Below are 23,371 nucleotides of genomic sequence, written 5' to 3' on the forward strand. Positions count from 1 at the left end.
AAAACTAGAAAGAAACTGCACTTGTTGCAGTTTTTTTTGTGCCTGAAATTTATAAAAATAAAAACCGTCACTCAATTAGCTGAATGTTTAGCATATAAAAACATAAGATCGCCATATTTCTAGTGTAATATTTAGCTCACTTTATAAAATATTGATGATGCATAGATGTCTGAAACTAAGCCTACTTTATCTTTACGTTATTTTCTAAACTTAGAAGAATCGCAAGATGGTTTCGCACTTGCGACTTTTGGTAAAAAGCAATTTACACGTTTCATTACGCCTGCTGTAAGCCTTGGTATTATGATTTGGGGCTTTTATTTGGGTTTTGAAGGTGTTGGGCGTTATTACGTTGCTTTAGGTGCAGTATTTTTATTATTACAATTATTTATGCGCTATTGGTTTTTACCGATGATGTTTAAGCGTCAATTTGTGAAATATCAGTTTGGTAAAAGCGAGCAAGGTTTAGATTTATACCAAGACTATGCAGATTTATATGCAAATGGTCGTAAAGCAACTGTGAATTATACTGATGTGCAAAATTTTGCCAGTGGTAAATTGACATATATGCTTGAGCTAAAAAATAAAACTGTGATTATTGTGCCAAAGCGTGCAATTAATGATTCGGCAGACAAAACCATCTTTGAAAATACGTTTAATAAAAAATAGTTTAACTTCAGTGATAGAAAGGGAACATCATGAATACACGTCCATCTAAAATTGTTTGTGTCGGTCGTAGCTATGCAGATCATGCGAGAGAATTAGGAAATGCAATTCCTGATCGTCCTGTTTTGTTTATGAAGCCACCAAGTAGTTTAATTTCGTTGGAAGAGGGTATTTCGTGGAACTCTGACTGGGGAAGTTGTCATTATGAGTGCGAACTTACTTTGCGTATTGACCGCACTTTAAAAGCGGAAACAGACCCGAAGAAAGCATTAGAAGCAATTGGCGCAATGACTTTGGGTTTAGATTTAACCTTGCGTGATGTACAAGATGATTTGAAAAAGAAAGGTCATCCTTGGGAACGTGCGAAAGCATTTGATGGTTCATGTATTCTTGCAGATTGGATTGATGCTTCTGAAGTTCAAAATTGGGATGATGTGCATTACACACTTCATATTAATGATGAGTTGCGTCAAAAAGGCGATACATCTTTCTTAATTTTTGATATTGGTTCTTTACTTGCAGATATTAGCCAAGTTTTTACATTAGAAGCTGGTGATGTGGTGATGACGGGTACGCCTGCAGGTGTTGCTGCACTTGCAAAAGGTGACCGTTTAAAAATGACGTTAAAAGGTCAAGCACAAGATTATGTTTGGAATGCGGAAGTGAAAGCTTAAGTATTTCATCTAAGAATCTAAGGTGTTAAAAAAGGACTGCATGTGCAGTCCTTTTTGTTGCTTGGCATTTTAAATAATGTGCATATAGATTATTTAAGTAAATCTGAAAATTTACTGCTTAATTTTAATAATTTAGGTGGAATAGCAAAGTTGCAGTAGCCTTGCGTAGGATTCTTTGCAAAATAATTTTGATGATATTCTTCAGCAGGATAGAACGTTGGAACTGGGCTAAGCTCTGTCACAATGTTCAAGTCTTCATCTTTTAAAGATTGAATCATTTTTTCTGCTTGTCGCTTTTGCTCATCATTAAAATAATAAATTACAGAGCGATATTGTGTGCCGACATCATTCCCTTGGCGGTTTAGCGTTGTAGGATCGTGAATCGCAAAAAATACATTCAATAATTGCTCATATGAAATTTGAGTTTCATCAAACTCAATTAAAATAACTTCAGCATGGTTGGTATCGCCACGGCAAATATCATCATAAGTTGGGTTTGTTGTATGTCCGCCTGCATAGCCGCTTGTGCTGTGTGTTACCCCTTTAAGTTGCAAGAAAACAGCTTCTGTACACCAAAAACATCCGCCACCAAATAATGCTTTTTGCATGAAATTATCCTAAATATTTATATTGTTTAAATATATGGGGAAGTTTTGAATGTTTACAATATTATTCATATAAATAGATACAAAAAAAGCCTGCATAAAGCAGGCTCTTTTTATTTGATTAACGCGGTTGAATTGCGCTTTCAAATTGAATCATTGTTGTGCCTTGAGCATCTAGTAAAGATAAAGTTTTACCTTCTACTTTGTAGTTTGTTACTTGCGCTAAAGCTTTGTTGAACAGTTGATCAACATTTGAATTATTTAGGCAAGCCATACGTGTTGTTGCAACTTGGCTGAAAGAAATTGAGTTTTTACCAGCGTCGAAAGAACCCATTAGGCGGTTACAGCCATCTGAACCTGTTACACGCTTAGTTGCTTCATCAAACTGTAAGCTTGCAATATTACGTTCTGAAGGATTTGTGATAAGTGCTGCATTACCAATTTTAGTTGCAACCCAAGTTTTGTTTTGTAATTGATTAAGGTTTGCTGTTGTCCCTGGTAATTGTGGTAATGATTGGCAACCAACGAAAGCCAATGTTGAACCTAAAAGCGAAACTGCTAAGAATTTTTTCAATATTTTTAAATGTCCTTATGAATTGATTTAATTAATATAACTAAAAAAATTAGAAACTTATGCAATTATTTGTATATAAATTTTACAAATTTATAGGCTTCTTGTTTTAATCTGCTTGTGACTTTGGTTTGAGTAGTTGCTCTCGAATAATTTTTGAGTACTTTTCACTCGTTAAATCATCTATATTTTTTACTTTTGGATTTACATGTGCTTTTTCATACCAAGTTTTCATAGACCAATCGTGGTTAAGAGCATTCAAGTCGTATAAATAATTAGGTAAGTAGCCAGAAGCAAGAAGACGATAATCGACAGGTAATTGATTGTTTGAAACTGATTGAATCATGTCAAAAACAAGCGTGGTGCAGTTGCTTGTAAGTGTGTTGTACCATTTAGCTTCTTGTTCTAATTTGGCAGATTTCTTTAAGTACTCTTCAAATAATGCACGCATTTCAGGTTTAGGCATTGCGACAGGAAAAAAATAAACTTGTTCACCGCGAACGTTGCTACGCGTATAAATAATATCTTTTTCATCTGCTGCAATTAGGCTTAATTCAAACTTTCTAAAAAAACCGCCAAGTGCAGAAAAATCTTCATTTTTTTCTTTGCGAATTTCAATAGAAAAAGTTAAAGGTGCATTATTTTTAAAATCGAAACTGACAAGCGTGTGAGCAATTTCTGGACCCATCCAATAAGATGTAATGATATTTACACCTGAAAGATCATTTAAATTAAAGGTGCGTGTTTCCCATTTTTCATCAAAGTCTTGTTCTGTACGCCATGTGAAATTTCGAACATTATGAAGCGTAACAATATCGCCGTGTTGTTCAAAACTTAGTGATTTTGCAACGTCGGGATTCCATTCACGGTCTTGAAGTGGTGGGATACTGAAATACCAAATTAAGGCGCATAAAAAGGCAAAAGAATAAATGAGGATGTTTTTAGTTCGGCTTAAAAGTTTTTTACAAAAATGAATACCTAAAATACTCAGTGCAAAAAGAATCCAAAGACCAATAATAATTTTGCTAAAAAGTGGGCTAATAGGTTCTTGAAACCAGATTGCCATGCATAGCCATATGGAGCTAAAAAGAACAAATAGATTAAAAAGGGAATGAGCGATGGTCATTCCCAGTTTTTTTAAATTTTGATTTTTACCAATATTTTGCATATGGCGTCTATTTTATAAAAATAATTATCTTTATTTTCGGTAAGTTGCGAACTCAAAAGCAATACCTGTTTTGTCATCTATATGTTTTTCAGAAGCAACTTTCATAAAGTTGTCTGGAATTTCTGGATAGTGTGCATCGCCTTGTACGTCAAGCTCTACATGAGTGAGTTCTAAACGGTCTGCAATACCAATGGTTTGTTTGAAAATTTCACCACCACCAATAATAAATACAGTGTCAGGTTTTTCTGATGCTTTTACATCTTCAACAGCTTGAGTTAATGCATCTTCAATGCTGTAAGCAACTTTAGTGCCTTCAAAAGCCCAATTTGTATCTCGGGTAATAATCCAGTTCACACGCTTTGGTAGTGTACGCCCCATAGATTCTAGGGTTTTACGTCCCATGACTACAACGCCACCTTGGGTAATTTCTTTGAAGTGTTTGAGGTCTGCAGAAATATGCCAAGGTAAGTCATTACCTTTACCAATGCAGTGTTTCTGATCCATTGCAACTACGTGAACAACTTCTAAATTTTGAAATGACATAAGACTTTAACCCTTTGAATCCTTCCTAATTTTCCCTTTATTAAATCAAAAGGTCTATATAAAAACTCCCCCTTTTACAAAAGGGGGATTTAGGGGATTATTTTATAAAAATTAAACCGCTACAGGCGCTTTAATACCTGCATGTGATTCATAACCTACAATTTCAATATCTTCAAATTTAAAGTCAAAAATATCTTTAATTTCAGGATTAAGCTTCAATTGACATAAAGGCAAAGGTTCACGGCTAAGTTGTAATTTGGTTTGTTCAAAATGGTTTGCATATAAATGTGTATCGCCACCAGTCCAAACAAAATCGCCAACGTCTAAGTCACAAACTTGCGCAATCATGTGTGTAAGTAAGGCATAACTTGCAATATTAAATGGTACACCTAAGAACACATCTGCACTACGTTGATAAAGCTGACAAGATAATTTGCCGTTATGTACAAAGAATTGGAACAATGTATGGCAAGGCGGTAATGCAACTTGACCTGCTTCGTTTGGGTTCCAGCCAGACACAATTAAACGACGTGAGTTTGGATTGGTTTTTATTTCATTAATGAGCCATTTAATTTGGTCGAAACCATCTTGCTCATATAAACCATTTTCTTTTTTTGTGCCGCCAAAGTTACGCCATTGGTGACCATAAACAGGACCAAGTTCGCCTTCAGGACGACCAAAACGTGCAGTTTGTTCTGCCGTAGACCATTCATCCCAAATACTTACTTTATTGTCTTGTAAATATTTAACGTTAGTATCGCCTTTAAGGAACCAAAGTAGCTCAATAACAATTGAGCGGAAATGTACTTTTTTGGTGGTTAAAAGCGGGAAGCCTTTAGAAAGGTCAAAACGCATTTGGTGACCGAATACAGAACGTGTACCTGTACCCGTGCGATCACCTTTATCGCCACCGTTGTCTAGGATATGTTGTAGTAGGTCTAAATACGCTTTCATAAATGTCCTGTCATTTTCCTCTATAAAAAAGTAGCTTTTAGCTAAAAGTTTAGAGGCGATATAAAATAATTTTCTACAACGAGTATACTCATGTATAGAAATTTTTAATAGATGATGAAGATAAAGTTAAGTTTTTATGAGATTAATTATTTAGCAGTTTTTTGAATTGTAAATATTAAATTAAAACAAATACTTGATGTGATTTTTAATGTTTTTTAGTATTAATAAAAATGCAGTTAAAAGTCATTATTTGTCTATATTTTTTACTTGTAAAAGTGAAGAAATAAGAAAGGATGGGAAATTAAATTTTGCATTCCTAAAAGTTTTTGAACTAATAAAAATGATAAATTAGATTTATATCATATGCAGGCTATAATCAAATTAATCCAAAAATATACCCAGTCTAGTGGAGTCAATCGACATGGCAGGCGAAATCCAAAAAGCAAAGACATTGTACGATAAATTGTGGGATGACCACTTAGTAAAACAACGTGATGATGGTTCGGCTTTACTTTATATCGATCGTCATTTATTGCATGAAGTAACATCTCCACAGGCATTTGAAGGCTTACAACTTGCAGGTCGTAAACCTTGGCGTTTAAGCGCTAACGTTGCAACACCTGACCATAACGTTCCTACATCTAAAAAAGAACGTTCTGAAGGTATTTCGGGAATTGAAGATGATACGTCTCGTATCCAAGTACAAACTTTAGATGACAACTGTAAGACTTTTAATGTTGTTCAGTTTGATATTAACGATGTACGTCAAGGTATTGCACACGTTGTTGGCCCTGAACAAGGTTTAACTTTGCCAGGTATGACAGTGGTTTGTGGTGATTCGCATACTGCTACGCATGGTGCTTTTGGTTGTTTAGCACATGGTATTGGTACATCTGAAGTTGAACACGTATTGGCAACTCAATGCTTAGTTCAAAAGAAAATGAAAAATATGTTGGTACGTGTTGACGGTAAATTAGGTCAGGGTGTAACACCAAAAGACGTAGTTTTAGCGATTATCGGTAAAATCGGTACCGCAGGTGGTACAGGTCATGCAATTGAATTTGGTGGTCAAGTATTCCGTGATATGTCGATTGAAGGACGTATGACTGTATGTAACATGGCGATCGAAGGCGGTGCGCGTGTTGGTATGGTTGCTGTTGATGAAAAAACTATTGAGTACGTAAAGAATCGTCCTTATGCACCGAAAGGCGAGCAATGGGATCAAGCGGTTGCGTATTGGAATACTTTACATTCTGATGAAGATGCACACTTCGATACAGTTGTTGTATTACAAGGTGAAGAGATTGAGCCACAAGTATCTTGGGGAACTTCTCCTGAGATGGTAATTCCTGTTTCTCAAGCTGTTCCAACTTTAGAACAAGCTAAAGATGAGGTTCAGCGTAACGATTGGATGCGTGCTTATAACTATATGGGCTTAAATGCAGGTCAGGCATTGTCTGATATTCAATTAGACCGCGTATTTATTGGCTCTTGCACAAACTCACGTATTGAAGATATTCGTGCTGCTGCTGAAGTTGCGAAAGGCAAAAAAGTAGCATCATCTATTAAACAAGCGATGGTTGTTCCAGGTTCAGGTTTGGTGAAAGCACAAGCAGAAGCTGAAGGCTTAGACAAAATTTTAATGGAAGCTGGTTTTGAATGGCGTGAGCCAGGTTGTTCAATGTGTTTAGCTATGAATGCTGACAAATTACAACCAGGTGAGCATTGTGCATCGACTTCAAACCGTAACTTCGAAGGTCGTCAGGGTAATGGCGGTCGTACGCATTTGGTGAGTCCAGCAATGGCAGCAGCTGCTGCAATTGCAGGTCATTTTGTTGATGTTCGTACATTCTAATAGGAGCTAAAAGATGAAAGCTTATACCGTTGAACAAGGTATTGTTGCACCATTAGACCGTGCTAACGTTGATACAGATTTAATTATTCCAAAGCAGTTTTTGAAATCAATTAAGCGTACTGGTTTTGGCGAAAACTTATTTGATGAATTACGTTATTTGGATGAAGGTTATTTAGGTTTAGATAACTCTAAGCGTCCTAAAAACCCAGATTTTGCATTGAACCAACCGCGTTACCAAGGTGCTTCAATCTTAATTTCACGTGCTAACTTTGGTTGTGGTTCAAGCCGTGAACATGCGCCGTGGGCATTGGAAGAGTATGGTTTCCGTACTGTAATTGCGCCAAGTTATGCAGACATTTTCTTTAATAACAGCTTTAAAAATGGCATGTTGCCTGTGATTTTATCTGAAGAGATTGTAGATCAGTTATTTAAAGAATGTTTTGCAACTGAAGGCTATCAATTAACGATTGACCTTGAAGCACAAGAAGTACGTACACCAAGTGGCGAAAGCTTTAAGTTTGAAGTAGATCCATTCCGTAAACATTGTTTATTGAATGGTTTAGATGATATTGGTTTAACTTTACAAGCAAGCGATGATATTCGTGCTTATGAAGAAAAAACTAAAGCATCACGCCCTTGGGTTTTTAGTGAAATTAAGGGCTAATTTTTCAAAGATTTTATCGTAGTTTAATGCTTTAACTCTTGATAATATCAAAGCATAATAATTTCTATTATGAATTTGACATTCTTGGGTTGGTCTAAAATGAAAATAAAATCTTTTGGTCAAATTATTTTATTGTGTAGTGCTGTTATGACTTTAGCAGCCTGCCAAAGCTTAGACACTGCTAGATTAAAAAAAATTCAGGAAACACCAAGTACACAAGCGAATACAAAACTTTATTGCTCGGGTGTAGAGGTGTGTGAATTTGAACGTTTGGGACCAACCTTCATTGTAAAGGAAAGAAACCATCGAATTAATCGAGATGCGATGGAACAGGGAATTGTCAGAATTAATCTGCAAGCCATAGATGCAAACAAAGTGTATTTGTCTGTTCAACCTAAGCAACATGAAGTGGTTATTCGTTTTTATCCAGTGTCTAAGGATCGTGCTGAAAAGTTGTATGTCATACATAACTTTAAGGCAAATCAGAAATACACATTTAATATGTACCGTAAACGAAATAATGTAAGCGGTAGCCTTCTGAATGTATCTGCACCAGAGCCGTTATGTGTAGATCTAAAAGAAGGGCAAAAAGTGATTCGACGTTTCTGTAAGCCTTACAATGTCTTGAGTGGACTTGGTGAGTTTACAGAGAAAAAACTTTAATATTTCATCAATCTTAGATTGATACTAAAAATGGAAAAACTCATGTCAAAACATATATTGATTTTACCGGGTGACGGCATTGGTCCTGAAATCGTAAAAGCTGCTGAACAAGTGCTTACACGTGTAAATGAAAAATTCAACTTAGGTTTGACGTGGGAACAAGGTTTATTGGGCGGTGCTGCAATTGATGCACACGGTTCACCATATCCAGAAGTGACAGCAGAACAAGCGAAAAAAGCTGATGCGCTTTTGTTAGGTGCTGTTGGTGGTCCTAAGTGGGACACAATTGAGCGTTCAATTCGTCCAGAACGTGGTTTGTTAAAAATTCGTAGTGAATTAAATTTATTCGCTAACTTACGTCCTGCAATTCTTTACCCACAATTGGCAGATGCTTCTAGCTTAAAGCCTGAAATTGTTGCTGGTTTAGATATTCTAATTGTTCGTGAATTAACAGGTGGTATTTACTTCGGTCAACCACGTGGTATTCGTGAATTAGAAAATGGCGAAAAACAAGGTTTCAACACAGATGTTTATTCTGAGTCTGAAATTAAACGTATTGCTAAAGTTGCTTTTGAATTAGCAGGTTTACGTGGCGGTAAAGTATGTTCTGTAGATAAAGCAAACGTACTTGAAGTGACTGAGCTTTGGAAGCAAACAGTAACTGCACTAAAAGAAGAGCAATATTCAAATATCGACTTATCTCATATGTATGTAGATAACGCTGCTATGCAATTGGTACGTGCGCCTAAACAGTTTGATGTAATTGTGACTTCTAACCTGTTTGGTGATATCTTGTCTGATGAAGCTGCAATGTTGACAGGTTCTATTGGTATGTTGCCATCTGCATCTTTAAATGAAGAAGGTAAAGGGATGTATGAGCCATGTCATGGTTCTGCACCAGATATCGCAGGTCAAAACATTGCAAACCCATTAGCAACTATTTTATCTGTTGCGATGATGCTTCGTTATACATTCCGTGAAGAAGCTGCTGCTCAAGCAATTGAAGATGCTGTAGGTAATGTATTAGATCAAGGTCTACGTACTGCTGACATTATGTCTGAAGGCAATACAAAAGTAGGTACGGTAGAAATGGGTCAAGCAGTTGTATCTGCATTGAATTAAGTTTTACGTGTATTAAAAAACGCAGCGTATTCGCTGCGTTTTTTTATTTCAGTATTTTTTTAATTGAAAATTAATTTTCCAATATTTACATATTTGACATTCATTTTTTAGACATATAAAAAAAGCCACTTCACAGTGACTTTTTTTGCTATCGCTAAAACTTAACGTGCACGGTAAGTGATACGACCCTTAGTTAAATCATAAGGTGTCATTTCAACTTTAACACTGTCGCCAGTTAAAATACGAATATAGTGTTTACGCATTTTACCAGAAATGTGGGCAATCACTTCGTGACCGTTTTCTAAACGTACACGGAACATAGTATTAGGAAGCGTTTCGGTGACAACGCCTTCGAACTCGATGAGTTCCTCTTTATTGGCCATAGCCTACCTGAGTATCAAATTGGAAAGGCGCAAATTATAGTCAATTTTTTTGCATATTACAAGGTTCTAAGCCTTGAAGTATGGTCATCTGTCAATCAAATAAGCGAATAGTGCGTTTAAAGTTTTTTTGATAAAACAAGGGTTGCTCTGTTGTCAGTTTGGTCAATCACAGTTAATCTAATTTGAATGTTTTAAGTATAAATGAAGAACATACAAGGAAGGTTTTTGAGTGAGTCAGCAAACAGATGCATCGGTAATACTGCGGTTGGGCTACCAAGCGATTCGTCGTGCTGGTTTACCTACAGATGAAATTTTGACAAAGGCAGGTGTTGCTTTAGGTCAAGTTGATGCCAATGATCGTACTCCACTAAATGCCCAATATGCGTTTTGGGTGGCAGCAGAAGAAGTCAGTCGTGACACAGATATTGGTTTGCATTTAGGGGAACACTTACCGCTATATCGTGGGCAAGTCATTGAACATCTGTTTATTTCTTCTGAGAATTTTGGTGAGGGCTTAAAACGTGCCTTAGCATATCAGCGTTTAATTAGTGATGCATTTAATGCAACATTGGTGGTTGAAGATGGACGTTGCTACCTTACCAATGGCATACAAGCTCATGCTGAAAATATTGTAAATCGGCATTTTTCTGAATGTGCGATGAGTGGTGTACTTCGGTTCTTTAAATTTATTACTGAAGGTCGTTTCGAACCCATCTATATCGATTTTAATTTTAGTCAGGGTGCTTCTGACGATGAATATTTACGTGTGTACGAATGCCCTGTAAGTTTAGGGCAAAAAGAAACGCGTCTTTATTTTGATCCTGCAATTTTAGATTATCAATTATGGCAAGCAGAGCCTGAACTTTTTCATATACATGAACAATTAGCATTAGAAAAATTACAAGAACTTGCACGTTATGATTTGGTGGGTGAAGTAAGACGTGCGATTGGTTTTACATTAGAAAGTGGTGAAACAACTTTAGAAACAGTTGCTTCGCAGTTGAATATCACACCAAGACGCTTACGTACGCAATTAAGTGAAGCGCATACAAGCTTTCAGCAAATTCTTTCAGATTATCGTTGTCGTTTAGCAAAACGCTTATTGGCAGGAACAAATGAAAGTGTAGAGCGTATTGTTTATTTAACGGGTTTTTCTGAGCCAAGTACGTTTTACCGCGCATTTAAGCGTTGGACAAATGAAACACCTGTGGAATATAGAAAAAGAAAGCAGCGTTAATTCTTATCCTAAGTCCCTCCTTTCTTGCGCTTCAGCTTAAAGCAGTGCTTAAGCTTTGCTCAGGAGGGGAGTTCCTCCCTTTATTAAAGGGAGGTTAGGAGAGATTATTATTCGGGCATATTCAGCCAATGTGGTCCTAAAGGTATTTTAGGTAAATCAAATTGTTCAGGATAATCTGCATGAATGAAATATAAGCCATCAGGCGGAGCAGTAATACCTGCAGCTTTACGATCTTCTGCTGCAAAAATTTCATCTATATGATCAACATCATACATACCTTGCCCAATTTCTAATAAACAGCCCACAATATTTCTGACCATGTGATGCAAGAAACCATCGGCTTGAATATCTAAAACTAAATAACAGCCGTGTCGAATGAGTCTTGAATGAGTGACATGTCGAACAGGTTGATTCGATTGGCAAGCCGCTGCACGGAAGCTTTCAAAATTATGTGTACCTTTAAACTTTTTAGCCGCTTCCATCATTTTTTCAACATTTAATGGATGAAATACATGCGTCACTTGTTTGTGTAAAAGTGCAGGACGTTGTGGATTGTTATAAATAACATAGCGGTAGCGACGTGCTTGAGCTTTAAAACGCGCATGAAAGTCTGAATCCATTTCTTTAATCCATTGGATAGAAATGTCTTTAGGCAATGTGCTATTTGCACCCATTAACCAACCACGAATTGGACGAATAGCATTGGTATCGAAGTGTGCAACCATATTTGTTGCATGCACGCCTGCATCGGTGCGACCTGCGCCGTGAAGCATAATGGGTTCATTGGCAATTTTGGATAAAACCGTTTCAATGGTTTCTTGCACGCTTACTACGCCAGCTTGTTGAGTTTGCCACCCTCTATAATGAACGCCAGAAAACTCAATACCGACTGCGAAACGTTGCATATTCACCTCAAAAACTTAATTAATCCAATGGTCGTGCCATTGTTCTACGGAGTCGTATTTTAAATACATTTTTAATGCTTTTGCATAAAGATCTGCATGACTAAAGCTATTACTTACCAAAAAATTTGCATGTGTGATCCATTCACTCACCGCGTAGCGTTGATCGAGTGAACCGAAAGGGACTTGGCTATTAATAATCACTGCACAGTTTTTTGCTTGAATACTTTTTAAAACCTGAATGAGTTTGTCATTCATAGCAATATTTCCAGTGCCAAATCCTTGTAAAATTAAAGCATGTGGTGGATTTTCAATGAGTTGTTCTAAGTTCTGTATTTGAGCATCTACTGCAATGGGTTGCCACATGATATTTAAGCAATTAAAACGTTGAGCTTTAAGAATAAGCTGATCATCTACCCTAAATGCTTCTGTATTCGCTGAGATGGTTTGGTTTGCATCTATCCCTGTAAATGCATCAAGTTCTGTTGTATGTCGTTTTAACGCAGTTTGAGCGTGAATTAAACGATGGTGAAAAGCCAAGTAAACGCCACTTGAGCATTTTGAAACTGAATCTAATGCAAAATTAAGATTATCTGTGGCATCTGTAAATTCGCGTGTATCATTGCCATTTACATTAAGCAGAGGATATTGGCTACCAGTAAGAACAACACTTGCAGAATTTCCTAAGCAATGCGCTAGAACAGCACTTGCATAACTTAAAGTATCTGTACCGTGAATAATCACAAAATGTTGATATTGATTTTGTTGTAATTCTTGAATGTATTTTACAAGTTTCAGCCAATCCTCAGCGGTGCAAGCACTACTGTCTTTAATAATAGGCGAAACAAAGCATTCAATATTAAATTGAGGCGGAAGTACTCGTTGTAATAATGGAATAAATTTTTCAGCAGGCATTGGTGCTAATGGTTCGCCAACACAGCCGAAAGTTCCACCCATATAAATTAAAGCAATTTTTTTCATCATAAAAAAAGCAGCCAATAATGACTGCTTTAGTGTAATTCGTTTTTTATAAAGATGCGATTTGATTCAGTAATTGATCTGCAACTTGATGTTGTTCATCTGAAAAGTTCACGTTGCTGTCTGCTAAAATTTCACGTGCAGCATCATAAGCACCTAGCTCGATATATTTTTTAGCTAAGTCTAAATTCAATTCAGCTTCATTAACCTCTGAAAGAGAAGGGAATGATTGAACTAAAGGATCTGCAAGATTTATATCAGATACAGCAACAATAGGTGTTTCTGTAGCAACAGGCGCTGGTGTAGTATTTTCTAAAACTGATGCATCGAAACTTTTTGCAAGCTCTACTTCAGTTGTTTTTACATCTTCAACAACAGGTGCAGAATCTAGATTGAAACTAAATTCAGGTTGTTCATCTAATTTAGTGTTTGGTTGTTCAGGTTCTACAGCAGGTGTTTGATCTATCACAAAATCTAAATTAAATTCATTCGATTTTTGTGGTTCATCATTTACATTAGCTTGAACTGGTTCACTTGATTTTTCTTCAATTGTTTCATTACTTGAAATTGTGAATGAAAAATCAAGAGGTTTTATTTCATCAATAGCAGACTTTTCTTCAACTTGTGGTTGAATTTCGTTTGTCGTAAATTCCGTAGAAAATTCTAGTGTATTATTTTCTACAAGAGGTTCAACAGTTTCTTGGGCTTCGGAACTAGAAGATGTGGTGAACTCTAATTCCGTATTTTCAAACTTAGGTTTTTCTTCAGTAATTGTTTGAACAGGTGCAGATGGATTGTTGATTAGTGCATCAAAAGCATCATCTGAAAATGAGTCATGAGTTACAGGTTTTACTGGCTGCTGGGTAGTTTCCTCATGGCTAGGTGTAAACTGAATAAAATCATTAGATTTAGCTTTAGACTTTTCAGTAGCAACTTTCTCTTCAGCTTTTTGTGCAATTTCATGCAATTCTAAGGCATTGATATGACTTAAAAGTTGATTAACTGCAAATTCATCTTTTTGTTCAAGATGGACATCCAGTAATAATAAATATAATTCGTGTTGAGAGTTATCACGTTTTAAAGCTTGGTTAATTTGAGCTTCTGCTGCAAAGAAATTACGATCTTGAATTAAGGTCTCAATTTTTTTACGTGTTTCAGTTGCAAGAGGCTGAGTTTGTTTAGGCTCAACAACTTCATCTTCAACAATTTTTGTTGGTTTTGCTTGGACACGTGTAGAACTTGATTTTTTAGCCTTAGTTTTCGTATTTCCTTTATTTTTAGGCTGACCTGATTCTTGAGCATCTTGACGCTTTTTGACAACAAGTAAAACGACAATCAAAATGATGAGTGGAATCACATACATCAGCATATCTATACCCCTTATGGATATTGCCTTTTTTAGTAAGGGCAAATCCTTGAAAACTTAGTGTGTAACAAATTAGTTATGAGATTTTTTTGCGTCTTGTTGATTTTTCAACTGTTGTTGAAGTTGAGCAAGACGAGCATTTAATAATTGAATTCTATGATCCTTTTGATTCAATGCTATTTCTAACTGAGTTACGTTTCTCTGTAATTTAACGGTTTTTTCTCGAGATGTCATAACCTTTGATGATAATTCTGGAGAAGTTACATTACTTTTTGCATTTTTTGATGCAGAACCGTGCGCTGAGTTGTCTTCACTCTCTGCAACTAAACTCATTTCTGCTTGGCTTAAACGATATTTTGCCGTTCCAGACTGTTTAGTTTTAGGATATGTTGCTTTATTTTTAGCTACTTTACGCGCATTATCGTCAGTTGATGTTTCTTGTAAATTTAAAGTTACCCCGCGCTTTAGGCGGTTAGCATCACCTTGAATAAAGGCATGTTCATTATTGGCTTTAATTTGTTGCATCACAGAATTGACAGAGCGATTTTGTTCACTAGCAACTCTAGATGCAATTGCCCATAAAGATTCATTGCTTTGAACTATGTGTTTGTCATTACTATTTGGTAATGTTGCGGGTTCAACCTTTTTAGGTTCAGGTTTATTTTCCGTTTTTAAAGCTTTCTTTTCACGTTCTGCATTTGCAAACTTTTTAACTAAAGGGTCAGCAGAAACGTTTGATTGTGGAATAGGTGGTGCAATTTGAATATTTTGAGCTGACACCGACTTTGAAGCTGTATTTTGTGCTTTTACTGGTTCTGGAGGAGTAATTTTCTCTATAGTTTCTTCAGATTGAGCTGATTTGGTTAATATTTCCTGTGTATTGGTAGAAGGAGTAGACTGAAATACAACAGGTGCTGGTGTTGTTAAAGTCGGTGCTTGAGTAGCTGTACTTGTAACCTTCAATGGTTCAAACTTTGTAGTTGATGGTGTTGTTATTTGTGGTGCATACGTACTACTTGTGGGTAAATTTAAAGCAATATCTTTTTCATTAACAACCATAATAGGGGTTAATGAATTTTCTTTGGATGTCGTTCTGCTGCTTGTAGAAGTGTTATTACGAGCAAGTGGTTTTTTAATTTGCTGTAAACGTGTAGTAGAGCCTTCTTTAATTTTTACAATAATATTAATTTCAGAATCAATAATTGGTCTAGAAGATGTAATTGTGATTACACCTGAACCATTTGGATTTCTACGTGTGAAAAAATTTAAATGTCCAGGAGGCTGATGTGTTGCACCAATAGACATTAAATCTTCAGGTTTAGCGAGGCTTACCTCAAGAGGTGTATTTATGTCAGATTGACGGAAATTTAATTCGGCATAAAGTAGCTCGCCTGCACTTGATTGAATAATGGCAGGGTCGACATTGAGTGCATAAATATTTTGTGATGCAAAAATTGCTAAAATCGCGATTTTTAACTTGTTATATGTGGTCATATTAATCTTTAGCTCGGTCACAATCGCAAAGCGGAAATTATAATTATAGATTAGCGATTTGTTGACTATTTGTAAAACAATTACCATGAACTGTCATAAAAAAGCCGATCATGAATGACCGGCTTTTTTTTGTTTTTAATTGAGATTAAGCACTTTTAAAGTCAATTAAAATACGAAGCATACGACGTAAAGGTTCAGCAGCACCCCAAAGTAATTGGTCGCCAACAGTGAATGCACCTAAGTACTCTTTACCCATATTCAGCTTACGTAAACGACCTACAGGAACACTTAAAGTACCTGTTGCAGCAACAGGAGTAAGGTCTGTCATAGACGCTTCACGTGTATTTGGAACAACTTTAGCCCATTGGTTTGCATTGCGTAACATATCTTCAATTTCATCAAGCGGAACATCTTTTTTCAATTTCAATGTTAATGCTTGAGAGTGACAACGCATTGCACCAATACGTACACAGTGACCATCAATAGGAACAATTTGCTGATTGCCTAAGATTTTGTTTGTTTCAACTTGGCCTTTCCATTCTTCTTTCGACTGACCGCTTTCAAGCTGTTTGTCGATATAAGGAATGAGGGAACCAGCTAAAGGCACGCCAAAGTTTGCAGATGGGAAACCTTCGCCACGTTGTAGTTCAGCAATTTTTGAATCGATATCAAGAATTGGTGAGCGTGGGTCATCTAACAAATCTTTTGTATTGTTGTATAAGTAGCCCATACCGCTAATGAGTTCACGCATATTTTGCGCGCCTGCACCAGAAGCTGCTTGATATGTCATTGATGTTGCCCATTCCACTAAATTGTTTTGGAATAAACCACCAAGACCCATCAACATAAGGGAAACTGTACAGTTACCACCTACAAATGTTTTAGTGCCATTCACTAAACCATCTTTAATGACATTCATGTTTACAGGATCGAGCACAATAATTGCTTCATCATCCATACGTAATGTAGATGCAGCATCAATCCAGTAACCAGCCCAGTTTTCCGCTTTTAATTTAGGGAAAACTTCAGACGTGTAATCACCACCTTGGCAGGTAATAATGACATCCATTTGCTTCAGACTATCAATGTCTGTCGCATCCATAAGTGCTGGGGCAGTTTTACCGCCAAACGCAGGGGCTTCACCACCTGCATTACTGGTAGAGAAATAGAACGGCTCGAAATGAGCAAAATCATTCTCTTCAACCATACGTTGCATAAGGACAGAACCAACCATCCCGCGCCAACCGACCAGACCTACTTTCATGTCACTTTGCCTCGGTGCGTTAAAATAAAAAAAGGGGGTTTGAGTGTATCAAAAGAGTACGTAACTGCAAGTGCTACACAAAGAAAACAGCATTTATATTGTGAAATATAACTTGTTTATGTTACATGGAAAATTGATATAAATTTATGAATCAATAAAAAATTAAGAATATAAGAGAAAAGTTATGGTCTGGATAGAGATATTAGCAGTTGTGGTGATTTGGCTAAGCTTCTGGTCGCTCATTCCTCGCGATGAGTGGTGGTTTCGTGGTGCAGATTTTCCACGCTTACAAATACTTGTACTCGGAATTATTGCTTTTATTTTACTACTGGGTTGGGATTCACCGTGGGATATTTGGCGTGAAATTATATTTATAGGTTTAATTGCAGCACTGGCTTATCAGCTAAAAATGGTGTTGCCTTATACCTTTATTTGGAAAAAACAGGTAAAACAAGTTCGTAAGGAACAACTCGATGCGAGTAAACAAATTTCAATATTGGTTTCAAATGTGCTGACACCCAATAAAAAATATGATGCTTTAATTGCTCAAATTAACGAATATCAACCAGATGTGGTTTTAACGCTAGAAACAGATGAGGTATGGCAAAAACAATTAGAAGTGATTGAGCCTAATTATCCATATCGAGTTCCTGTGCCATTAGACAATTTATACGGAATGCATTTGTATAGCCGACTTAAATTATCCGATACAGAAGTAAAATTTATTTTAAGTGATGAAATTCCATCTATTCATACGACTGTGACTTTAGATTCGGGTAATCAAGTTCAGCTGTATTGTTTACACCCGAAACCACCAAGCCCAACAGAAGCTAAAGATTCTAAATTACGTGATGCTGAGTTGCTTATTGTGGGGGATCAAATTAAAGATTTAGATGAAAGCTGCATTGTTATGGGGGATTTAAACGATGTTGCATGGTCACGCACAACACGTTTATTTCAGCGCATTAGTGGTTTATTAGATCCGCGAGTTGGACGTCATTATGTCAATACTTTCCACGCAGATTATCCGTTACTTCGTTGGTCGCTCGATCATGTATTTCACAGTACCGACTTTGCCTTGGTTGAAATGAAGCGCTTAGAGCATATAGGGTCAGATCACTTTCCTATTTATGTGGTTTTGCAAACAGGACGAATTTTTGAACAAGTTCAACAAGAGCTTGAGCAAACTGAGGAAGATGAAGGAAAAGCACAAGAGGCAATTCAAGAAGGTATTGAAAAGGCAGAAAAAGAGGAAAAAATTGTGACAGATGCAATTGCGCAAGATTATAAATCTTAAAGGAAGGATACATGTCTTTGTAGTCAATCTCCTACAAGCCTTTGAGGAAATAGAGGCTATGAAGACTCAGGTTAAAATCTTATTGTTACTACATCAGCACATGGAACGGGAATGGATAGTCCCACTAAGGAAGACCAAGCTGAAGGAAAAACATCAAGGAAATGATGTGTGGTTAGGATAACCAAATATAAAATAAAAAATACATGAACAGCACAACCCCATATAGCCCGAGTTTTACAGGATGTAGAACTCGGGTTGTTGTTTTTTAGGGGTAATAAATTTTTAAATATTAATATAACCTTTCAGAACCATTTGGACGTGTTTTAAAACGACGATGGAACCACATATATTGTGTAGGTGCTATACGAAGCTGACGTTCAATAATTAAATTGGTGCGAGTCGCATCGTCAAGTTCATCATCACTTGGTAGGTTTTCTACAGGTGGTTCAATTAAAACTTTATATTTTGGATTTGAAATATTACCATCACGATAGAAATAAAGCGGAATGGCTTCTGCTTTAGTCATTTTTAGTAAACGACGATGTGCTGTAACTGTGGCAGCAGGAACGCCAAAGAAAGGTGCCATTACGCCTTGTTTTAAACCAAAATCTTGGTCAGGGCTATACCAAATTGCACGTCCATTTTTTAAATGACGAATTAAGCCACGCATATCATCATGGTCAATTTGATTGGTATAAATAGTGGAGCGACAACGGTAAATCAACATATCGAGTAATGGGTTATTCTGCGGACGATAAACCACATCTGGGTCGAAATACTGCGCACAAACATAACCACCTGCATCAAGTAGCGTAGAATGCGTTCCTAAAAGGAGTGCGCCTTTGCCTTGTGCCTGTGCATTTTGAATATGTTCTAAACCTTCAATTTCTACTCGACCTTCAAACCATTTTGGGCAGTACCAAGCATTTAGTGTTTCAAAAATCCCAAGCATTTGATCGATAAAGACTTGCTCAGATTTCTCTAAAACTTCAGCTTCAGACCATTCAGGGAAACATAATTCTAAATTGCGAATAGTGGTTTGTTTGCGAGATTTTAAGCTTTTAAATGCAATTGAGCCTAATACACGGGCAATTCTGTGCTGAATTGACCAAGGTAAAATTGCCAAAATCATCAGGAAGATAATACCCACCCATATTCCCCAATATTTAGGCAATAGAAATGACCATTGAAATTCACCTGGTTTGTAGTCTGGCTTTTTACTCATTGCAACAAAGTAACCTTAAAAATTCGATGTAGTTTAACACGATTGATTTATGCAAATAAAAAGACATCTAAACCAAAGGCATAGATGTCTTTTTGAATCAGAAATTAAGCTTAGTTGCCTTTGCTTAAATTCTCAAGCGTTTCCCATTGTTCTAACTTTTCAAGCAAAAGCTCGTCAATTTCACTTAAACGATTAGAAAGTTTCATCGCTTTGTCTGCATCAGATACAAACATAGAGCCATCTGCAAGTTGTTCATTAATTTCAGCTTGCTCTTTTTCTAAAGCTTCCATTTCAGCAGGTAGTTGTTCTAAAGCACGTTGATCTTTATAGCTCAACTTGGCTTTTTTAGGAACAGCAGCTTCTGCTTTCGCAAGTGCTTTTTTCACATCGCTTTTTTGATCTACAGCAGTTTGATCAGGACGTTGCTCTAGGTAATCTTGATAACCACCAATGTATTCATCAATTTGACCTTTACCGTCGAATACCCAAGTAGACGTTACAACGTTATCCATGAATGCACGGTCATGTGAAATCAATAGAAGTGTGCCTTTATAACCACCTAACATTTCTTCGAGTAACTCTAAAGTCACCATGTCTAAATCGTTTGTTGGCTCATCCATTACAATTAAGTTAGATGGTTTAAGCAGTAATTTTGCCAATAAAATACGATTACGTTCACCACCAGAAAGTGCTTTAACAGGCGTACGAGCACGTTCAGGTGAGAATAAGAAATCTTGTAAATAGCTGTAAATATGGCGACGACCACCATTTACATCAACAAAGTCTGAACCTTCAGAAACGTTATCTTTTACAGATTTTTCTAAATCAAGCGCATTACGTAGTTGGTCAAAATAAGCAACTTCTAGCTGAGTACCTGTTTTCACAGAACCTGTGTGTTCAAGTTCACCTAAAATTGCTTTGATTAATGTTGTTTTACCAACACCGTTGTCACCAACTAAACCAATTCGGTCACCACGAAGAACCAATGCAGAGAAATCTTTGATGATTGGTGCATTGTTGCCAAAGCTAACGCTAAGATTTTCGATATCAAATACAAGTTTACCTGAGCGGTTGGCATCTTGTGTTGCCATGCTCACTTTACCTTGCTGTGAACGACGTGCTTTAGATTCTTCACGGAGTTCTTTCAATGCACGAACACGACCTTCGTTACGAGTACGACGTGCTTTAATACCTTGGCGAATCCAAACTTCTTCTTCTGCAAGACGCTTATCGAAAAGCGCATTTTGCTTTTCTTCAGCTTCCATTTGTTGTGCTTTAAGCTCTAAGTAACGTGAATAGTTACCCTCAAAGCTACGTAAAGTACCGCGATCAAGCTCTACAATACGTGTTGCAATGCTGTCTACAAATGAACGGTCATGCGAAATGAACAATAATGTTAAGTTATTTTGATCAAGCAAAAATTTCTCTAACCATTCAATACTTTCAACATCCAAATGGTTTGTTGGTTCGTCTAGTAATAGAACGTCTGGTTGAGTCAGCAAAGCACGTGCAAGAAGTACACGACGCTTACGACCACCTGATAAATCTGCAAGGTCTGCATCTGGGTCTAAGCCCATTTTGCTTAAAATAGAGTTTACTTTAGTTTCTAAAGACCAGCCATCTAACTGATCCATTTTATGCTGTAAGTCGCCCATGCGCTCACATGCATCCATATCGCCAAGTACACAAGCATCACTTGCTTCGTGATATGCACGAAGAACTGAGGCTGCTTCACCTGCACCATCTGCAACAATATCGGCTACTTTGCCAGAATCCATGGGCACATCTTGAGCAAGCATTGAAATTGTAATGCCGTTTTGTAATGAAACTTCACCAGCATCTGGTAATAAAGTTCCCTCAATCAGTTTAAGTAAAGTAGACTTACCCTCACCATTACGACCGATTAAACACACTCGTTCGCCACGCTCTAAACTGAAGTTCGCGCCGTCGAGTAGGGCAGGTCCGCCAAACGCTAGTTGGACATCCCTTAAAGTAATATAGGCCATAATGTTTCCTAAAATCCTACATGAGGAGTGTAAAGTGACTAAACAACAAAATCTTGATGAACAGGCGTCATTTTCCGCACCCATTGAAGATTTGCAAGTGCGAATTGCATTTTTAGATGATTTAGTTGATCAGTTGAATGAACAATTGATTATTCAAGGTCAAGAACTTGCTGATTTAAAAAAACAAATGCGGATTTTGTATCAACGTGTAGATGCATCAGATATTTCTGATGGAATTGCACCGTTTGACCCATTGACGAACAAACCACCGCATTATTAATGAGTTTTGTTTTATTCACAACTTGTTTGGTCTAAACAGCGATATAAGGTCGAATTTTATTTGACCTTTTTTGCGCTTATCTGTCTAATAAAATTAACTATTGAGCATAATTGTATCTATGAGCCAAAAAGTCGTTCTATTCGATTTAGAGCAAAATATTCCAACAGCATCTTTATTGCGTAAAGTGATTGAACATTATTCAACGCTCTATGTATTTAATTGCAGTGGTAAATTTGAGTTTGCTTTAGAAGATTTAACCGAATTTGCAAGCTGGATTAGCAGCGGTCAAGTTGTGGTATTAGACACACCTCAAGCATCGCAACGAGAGTTTGAATATGCTGTTGTGGTTGGACAGTTATTAGCATTATTAGATGCAGATACACATGTTGAAGTTATTTCAGCAATGCCAAGCAGTGACATGCTTATTTTAATGCTACAAAGTTCAAATATTAGTTGTAGCTTAATTCAAGTTGAATTAGAAAATTCTGCAACAAAAGTGACCAAGCAAGTTGTGCCAAGTGTTCAAGCCATTTTGAATAATTCAGACTTAATGCTTGTGAAGCAGTATTGTGATGTTTTGGACACAATGTCAGGTAAGCCAAATACAATTGAGAAACTTAAAAACTCAATTTTAAATGTATTAAATGTAGAAGCAGATAAAGCACAACATTTAATTGGCATGTTGATTAATTTGAAACTTGTGAAAAAATTTGAAGATCAAATTTCATTTCGCAAGAAAGTTTTAAAACAATGGGTTGCATTAGATTTAGAAAAGGTTGATGAGCCCGAAAAATTGACGCAATCTGCATTAGAGTTTATTGCCGATATTAAAGCGGAAAAAGCGCAAGCAGAAAATGAATTGAATGCTAATGCAGACATTCAGAATGCACAAAACGGATTGTTCAAAAACTTTGCGGTAATTGATCCTGTTCAATTGGAAGTTGCACAAAAACTTCGAGAGTTAAAGTCTAATAAACCTAAAGATATATATGAATTGCGTGATTTGTTGGAGCAATTATTTCCACAATCGAATATTCGTTTATTGCTTAAAGAGCTTTTAGATAAAGGCTATATTTATTGGAATGGACATGAAGTTTTGTATAGTCATGAGATGTTTTTGAATTAAAGATATGAGAAGAACATTGTGAATATTGATGAAGTTTTTGGGCGATTAGGTAAATTTTTCTTCTTTATTTCAACACTTTTTATTGTATCTATTTCGCTTGGTGGGATTTTATATACTGATTCTTTTGCACAGGCACTAGGTTTTAATTTTTCAATTTTTGATTTAAATGTTTATACATCATTTACTCAAGTTTTAGTGTCCGATCAGTACAATGTTTTTGCAAATGGCATTGTTATAACAATATTTATAATGTCCTTCATTTTTGTTTATCCTAAATCATTAGACTTCCGTCATAAATCAAAAAACGTACAATTTATTTGATCTTAAATTA

24 protein-coding genes are annotated in these 23,371 nt (G+C 36.5%); 11 read left to right on the plus strand and 13 right to left on the minus strand.

The features are described from left to right. The first annotated feature begins 165 nt into the window (after positions 1–165). Complete coding sequence (locus tag MZO21_RS01860; protein WP_248102010.1) at positions 166–666, plus strand: YcxB family protein; 501 nt, start codon at positions 166–168, stop codon at positions 664–666. Between the two features lie 29 nt (positions 667–695). Next, the gene (locus MZO21_RS01865) at positions 696–1,337 is read left to right on the plus strand and encodes a fumarylacetoacetate hydrolase family protein (protein WP_154771879.1); all 642 of its coding nucleotides are present in this window, start codon (positions 696–698) and stop codon (positions 1,335–1,337) included. A gap of 89 nt (positions 1,338–1,426) precedes the next feature. On the opposite strand, the gene msrA is transcribed toward MZO21_RS01865, so the two are convergent. The 5 genes from msrA to thyA form a co-directional block, all read right to left on the minus strand. Then, positions 1,427–1,945 carry a peptide-methionine (S)-S-oxide reductase MsrA gene (gene msrA, locus MZO21_RS01870; protein ID WP_154771880.1) on the minus strand — a complete coding sequence of 173 codons (519 nt, stop codon included), beginning with the start codon at positions 1,943–1,945 and terminating at the stop codon, positions 1,427–1,429. 118 nt (positions 1,946–2,063) lie between these two features. Continuing rightward, complete coding sequence (locus MZO21_RS01875; protein WP_171501185.1) at positions 2,064–2,519, minus strand: META domain-containing protein; 456 nt, start codon at positions 2,517–2,519, stop codon at positions 2,064–2,066. A 103-nt stretch (positions 2,520–2,622) separates the two neighbouring features. Then, complete coding sequence (locus MZO21_RS01880) at positions 2,623–3,681, minus strand: Lnb N-terminal periplasmic domain-containing protein (RefSeq protein ID WP_154771882.1); 1,059 nt, start codon at positions 3,679–3,681, stop codon at positions 2,623–2,625. Positions 3,682–3,711: 30 nt separating this feature from the next. Further along, on the minus strand, positions 3,712–4,224 hold the full coding sequence (locus MZO21_RS01885) for a dihydrofolate reductase (protein WP_154771883.1): 513 nt from the start codon (positions 4,222–4,224) through the stop codon (positions 3,712–3,714). A gap of 111 nt (positions 4,225–4,335) precedes the next feature. Beyond that, positions 4,336–5,178 carry a thymidylate synthase gene (gene thyA, locus MZO21_RS01890; RefSeq protein WP_154771884.1) on the minus strand — a complete coding sequence of 281 codons (843 nt, stop codon included), beginning with the start codon at positions 5,176–5,178 and terminating at the stop codon, positions 4,336–4,338. Between the two features lie 421 nt (positions 5,179–5,599). Between thyA and leuC the strand changes: the two genes are divergently transcribed. The 4 genes from leuC (at position 5,600) to leuB (ending at position 9,482) form a co-directional block, all read left to right on the plus strand. Beyond that, on the plus strand, positions 5,600–7,033 hold the full coding sequence (gene leuC, locus MZO21_RS01895) for a 3-isopropylmalate dehydratase large subunit (RefSeq protein ID WP_154771885.1): 1,434 nt from the start codon (positions 5,600–5,602) through the stop codon (positions 7,031–7,033). Positions 7,034–7,046: 13 nt separating this feature from the next. Continuing rightward, positions 7,047–7,697: a 3-isopropylmalate dehydratase small subunit gene (leuD, locus tag MZO21_RS01900; protein ID WP_248102013.1), complete on the plus strand. Its 651-nt coding sequence runs from the start codon at positions 7,047–7,049 to the stop codon at positions 7,695–7,697. Between the two features lie 99 nt (positions 7,698–7,796). Further along, positions 7,797–8,360 carry a hypothetical protein gene (locus MZO21_RS01905; protein ID WP_248102016.1) on the plus strand — a complete coding sequence of 188 codons (564 nt, stop codon included), beginning with the start codon at positions 7,797–7,799 and terminating at the stop codon, positions 8,358–8,360. Positions 8,361–8,402: 42 nt separating this feature from the next. Continuing rightward, the gene (gene leuB, locus MZO21_RS01910; RefSeq protein ID WP_154771888.1) at positions 8,403–9,482 is read left to right on the plus strand and encodes a 3-isopropylmalate dehydrogenase; all 1,080 of its coding nucleotides are present in this window, start codon (positions 8,403–8,405) and stop codon (positions 9,480–9,482) included. Between the two features lie 161 nt (positions 9,483–9,643). On the opposite strand, the gene infA is transcribed toward leuB, so the two are convergent. Then, positions 9,644–9,865, minus strand: a complete 222-nt coding sequence (gene infA, locus MZO21_RS01915) for a translation initiation factor IF-1 (protein WP_001284370.1) — start codon at positions 9,863–9,865, stop codon at positions 9,644–9,646. Positions 9,866–10,094: 229 nt separating this feature from the next. Between infA and MZO21_RS01920 the strand changes: the two genes are divergently transcribed. Next, entirely contained in the window at positions 10,095–11,102 is a 1,008-nt protein-coding gene (locus tag MZO21_RS01920; RefSeq protein WP_171501180.1) for an AraC family transcriptional regulator, read from the plus strand. Between the two features lie 107 nt (positions 11,103–11,209). On the opposite strand, the gene truA is transcribed toward MZO21_RS01920, so the two are convergent. The 5 genes from truA to asd all read right to left on the minus strand — a co-directional run bounded on the left by truA (position 11,210) and on the right by asd (position 17,106). Beyond that, positions 11,210–12,007 (minus strand): tRNA pseudouridine(38-40) synthase TruA, encoded by a 798-nt coding sequence (truA, locus tag MZO21_RS01925; RefSeq protein ID WP_154771889.1) that lies wholly within the window; start codon positions 12,005–12,007, stop codon positions 11,210–11,212. 15 nt (positions 12,008–12,022) lie between these two features. Further along, positions 12,023–12,988 carry an asparaginase gene (locus tag MZO21_RS01930; protein WP_154771890.1) on the minus strand — a complete coding sequence of 322 codons (966 nt, stop codon included), beginning with the start codon at positions 12,986–12,988 and terminating at the stop codon, positions 12,023–12,025. A 43-nt stretch (positions 12,989–13,031) separates the two neighbouring features. After that, positions 13,032–14,351 carry a hypothetical protein gene (locus MZO21_RS01935; protein WP_154771891.1) on the minus strand — a complete coding sequence of 440 codons (1,320 nt, stop codon included), beginning with the start codon at positions 14,349–14,351 and terminating at the stop codon, positions 13,032–13,034. Between the two features lie 69 nt (positions 14,352–14,420). Then, complete coding sequence (locus tag MZO21_RS01940) at positions 14,421–15,842, minus strand: type IV pilus assembly protein FimV (protein ID WP_248102019.1); 1,422 nt, start codon at positions 15,840–15,842, stop codon at positions 14,421–14,423. Between the two features lie 145 nt (positions 15,843–15,987). Further along, positions 15,988–17,106: an aspartate-semialdehyde dehydrogenase gene (gene asd, locus MZO21_RS01945; RefSeq protein ID WP_154771893.1), complete on the minus strand. Its 1,119-nt coding sequence runs from the start codon at positions 17,104–17,106 to the stop codon at positions 15,988–15,990. Positions 17,107–17,290: 184 nt separating this feature from the next. Between asd and MZO21_RS01950 the strand changes: the two genes are divergently transcribed. Next, positions 17,291–18,403, plus strand: a complete 1,113-nt coding sequence (locus tag MZO21_RS01950) for an endonuclease/exonuclease/phosphatase family protein (RefSeq protein ID WP_154771894.1) — start codon at positions 17,291–17,293, stop codon at positions 18,401–18,403. A gap of 289 nt (positions 18,404–18,692) precedes the next feature. On the opposite strand, the gene MZO21_RS01955 is transcribed toward MZO21_RS01950, so the two are convergent. Continuing rightward, the gene (locus tag MZO21_RS01955; protein ID WP_154771895.1) at positions 18,693–19,628 is read right to left on the minus strand and encodes a lauroyl acyltransferase; all 936 of its coding nucleotides are present in this window, start codon (positions 19,626–19,628) and stop codon (positions 18,693–18,695) included. Positions 19,629–19,738: 110 nt separating this feature from the next. Continuing rightward, positions 19,739–21,634 carry an ATP-binding cassette domain-containing protein gene (locus MZO21_RS01960; RefSeq protein WP_154771896.1) on the minus strand — a complete coding sequence of 632 codons (1,896 nt, stop codon included), beginning with the start codon at positions 21,632–21,634 and terminating at the stop codon, positions 19,739–19,741. A 1-nt stretch (position 21,635) separates the two neighbouring features. On the opposite strand from MZO21_RS01960, the gene MZO21_RS01965 reads away from it, so the two are divergent. The 3 genes from MZO21_RS01965 (at position 21,636) to MZO21_RS01975 (ending at position 23,361) form a co-directional block, all read left to right on the plus strand. After that, positions 21,636–21,914, plus strand: coding sequence for a SlyX family protein (locus MZO21_RS01965; RefSeq protein ID WP_154771897.1), 279 nt, complete (start codon positions 21,636–21,638; stop codon positions 21,912–21,914). Between the two features lie 118 nt (positions 21,915–22,032). Continuing rightward, entirely contained in the window at positions 22,033–23,040 is a 1,008-nt protein-coding gene (locus MZO21_RS01970) for a hypothetical protein (RefSeq protein ID WP_154771898.1), read from the plus strand. Between the two features lie 18 nt (positions 23,041–23,058). After that, entirely contained in the window at positions 23,059–23,361 is a 303-nt protein-coding gene (locus MZO21_RS01975) for a hypothetical protein (RefSeq protein ID WP_154771899.1), read from the plus strand. Positions 23,362–23,371 lie beyond the last annotated feature (10 nt).

The organism is Acinetobacter portensis (genome assembly GCF_023158935.1).
Lineage (GTDB): Bacteria > Pseudomonadota > Gammaproteobacteria > Pseudomonadales > Moraxellaceae > Acinetobacter > Acinetobacter faecalis.

Excerpts from the sequence above, each read along its gene's own strand:
- MZO21_RS01860 (WP_248102010.1), top strand. The coding sequence starts at position 166 with ATGTCTGAAACTAAGCCTACTTTATCTTTACGTTATTTTCTAAACTTA.
- MZO21_RS01865 (WP_154771879.1), top strand. The coding sequence starts at position 696 with ATGAATACACGTCCATCTAAAATTGTTTGTGTCGGTCGTAGCTATGCA.
- msrA (WP_154771880.1), bottom strand. The coding sequence starts at position 1,945 with ATGCAAAAAGCATTATTTGGTGGCGGATGTTTTTGGTGTACAGAAGCT.
- MZO21_RS01880 (WP_154771882.1), bottom strand. The coding sequence starts at position 3,681 with ATGCAAAATATTGGTAAAAATCAAAATTTAAAAAAACTGGGAATGACC.
- MZO21_RS01885 (WP_154771883.1), bottom strand. The coding sequence starts at position 4,224 with ATGTCATTTCAAAATTTAGAAGTTGTTCACGTAGTTGCAATGGATCAG.
- thyA (WP_154771884.1), bottom strand. The coding sequence starts at position 5,178 with ATGAAAGCGTATTTAGACCTACTACAACATATCCTAGACAACGGTGGC.
- leuC (WP_154771885.1), top strand. The coding sequence starts at position 5,600 with ATGGCAGGCGAAATCCAAAAAGCAAAGACATTGTACGATAAATTGTGG.
- leuD (WP_248102013.1), top strand. The coding sequence starts at position 7,047 with ATGAAAGCTTATACCGTTGAACAAGGTATTGTTGCACCATTAGACCGT.
- MZO21_RS01905 (WP_248102016.1), top strand. The coding sequence starts at position 7,797 with ATGAAAATAAAATCTTTTGGTCAAATTATTTTATTGTGTAGTGCTGTT.
- leuB (WP_154771888.1), top strand. The coding sequence starts at position 8,403 with ATGTCAAAACATATATTGATTTTACCGGGTGACGGCATTGGTCCTGAA.
- infA (WP_001284370.1), bottom strand. The coding sequence starts at position 9,865 with ATGGCCAATAAAGAGGAACTCATCGAGTTCGAAGGCGTTGTCACCGAA.
- truA (WP_154771889.1), bottom strand. The coding sequence starts at position 12,007 with ATGCAACGTTTCGCAGTCGGTATTGAGTTTTCTGGCGTTCATTATAGA.
- MZO21_RS01930 (WP_154771890.1), bottom strand. The coding sequence starts at position 12,988 with ATGATGAAAAAAATTGCTTTAATTTATATGGGTGGAACTTTCGGCTGT.
- MZO21_RS01935 (WP_154771891.1), bottom strand. The coding sequence starts at position 14,351 with ATGCTGATGTATGTGATTCCACTCATCATTTTGATTGTCGTTTTACTT.
- MZO21_RS01940 (WP_248102019.1), bottom strand. The coding sequence starts at position 15,842 with ATGACCACATATAACAAGTTAAAAATCGCGATTTTAGCAATTTTTGCA.
- asd (WP_154771893.1), bottom strand. The coding sequence starts at position 17,106 with ATGAAAGTAGGTCTGGTCGGTTGGCGCGGGATGGTTGGTTCTGTCCTT.
- MZO21_RS01950 (WP_154771894.1), top strand. The coding sequence starts at position 17,291 with ATGGTCTGGATAGAGATATTAGCAGTTGTGGTGATTTGGCTAAGCTTC.
- MZO21_RS01955 (WP_154771895.1), bottom strand. The coding sequence starts at position 19,628 with ATGAGTAAAAAGCCAGACTACAAACCAGGTGAATTTCAATGGTCATTT.
- MZO21_RS01960 (WP_154771896.1), bottom strand. The coding sequence starts at position 21,634 with ATGGCCTATATTACTTTAAGGGATGTCCAACTAGCGTTTGGCGGACCT.
- MZO21_RS01965 (WP_154771897.1), top strand. The coding sequence starts at position 21,636 with ATGTTTCCTAAAATCCTACATGAGGAGTGTAAAGTGACTAAACAACAA.
- MZO21_RS01970 (WP_154771898.1), top strand. The coding sequence starts at position 22,033 with ATGAGCCAAAAAGTCGTTCTATTCGATTTAGAGCAAAATATTCCAACA.